At 51.7% G+C, this 565-nt stretch carries 1 protein-coding gene; it reads left to right on the plus strand.

Features of this window, described 5'->3' with window-relative positions; translation table 11 throughout:
• A partial coding sequence (locus AC5ZGW_RS46805) for an MrcB family domain-containing protein (RefSeq protein WP_496114222.1) occupies positions 1-565 on the plus strand: 565 nt, incomplete at both ends.

Below are 565 nucleotides of genomic sequence, written 5' to 3' on the forward strand. Positions count from 1 at the left end.
TGAAAAATTCTTAGTGCAAGCAGACGCCGGCGAAAGCCTTCGAACGAGTGACTATCCGAAGGAATATCGCGGGCTGCAAATCAAGGTCAGCTTCGGTCAAGGGGTGTTCTCGAGAGTGCCGTGGATCGCGTTTCTAGGCGCCGGCCAGAAAGTTAGCGAAGGAATCTACCCGGTCCTTCTTTACTATCGCGAAGCCAAGGTCCTAATTTTGGCATATGGGGTGAGTGAGACGCATTCGCCGCAGCAACGTTGGGCGAAAGTTGTTCAGAAGCAGACCGTAGGTTCATTCTTGAAGGAGAAACACAGTCGAGAAGCCGACCGCTATGGCGACTCGTTCGTCGATGTGGCGTTTACGGTGCCGGACGAACTTGATGTCGAGACTCTGACCGCTCACTTGGATGCGATGATACAGCTCTACATTGATGCGATCGCCCCGAGTTCAAACTTAGCTGCTGACGCACCGAAGGAGAGCGTTTCCGTTGAAGCGGCCCTCAGAGACATTTTTGTCGAACAGGAGGACTTTGAGAATTTTCTAGCAAGTCTAAGGCTTAACAAGAATGTGGTT

This window comes from Bradyrhizobium sp. Crot121, from assembly GCF_059512385.1.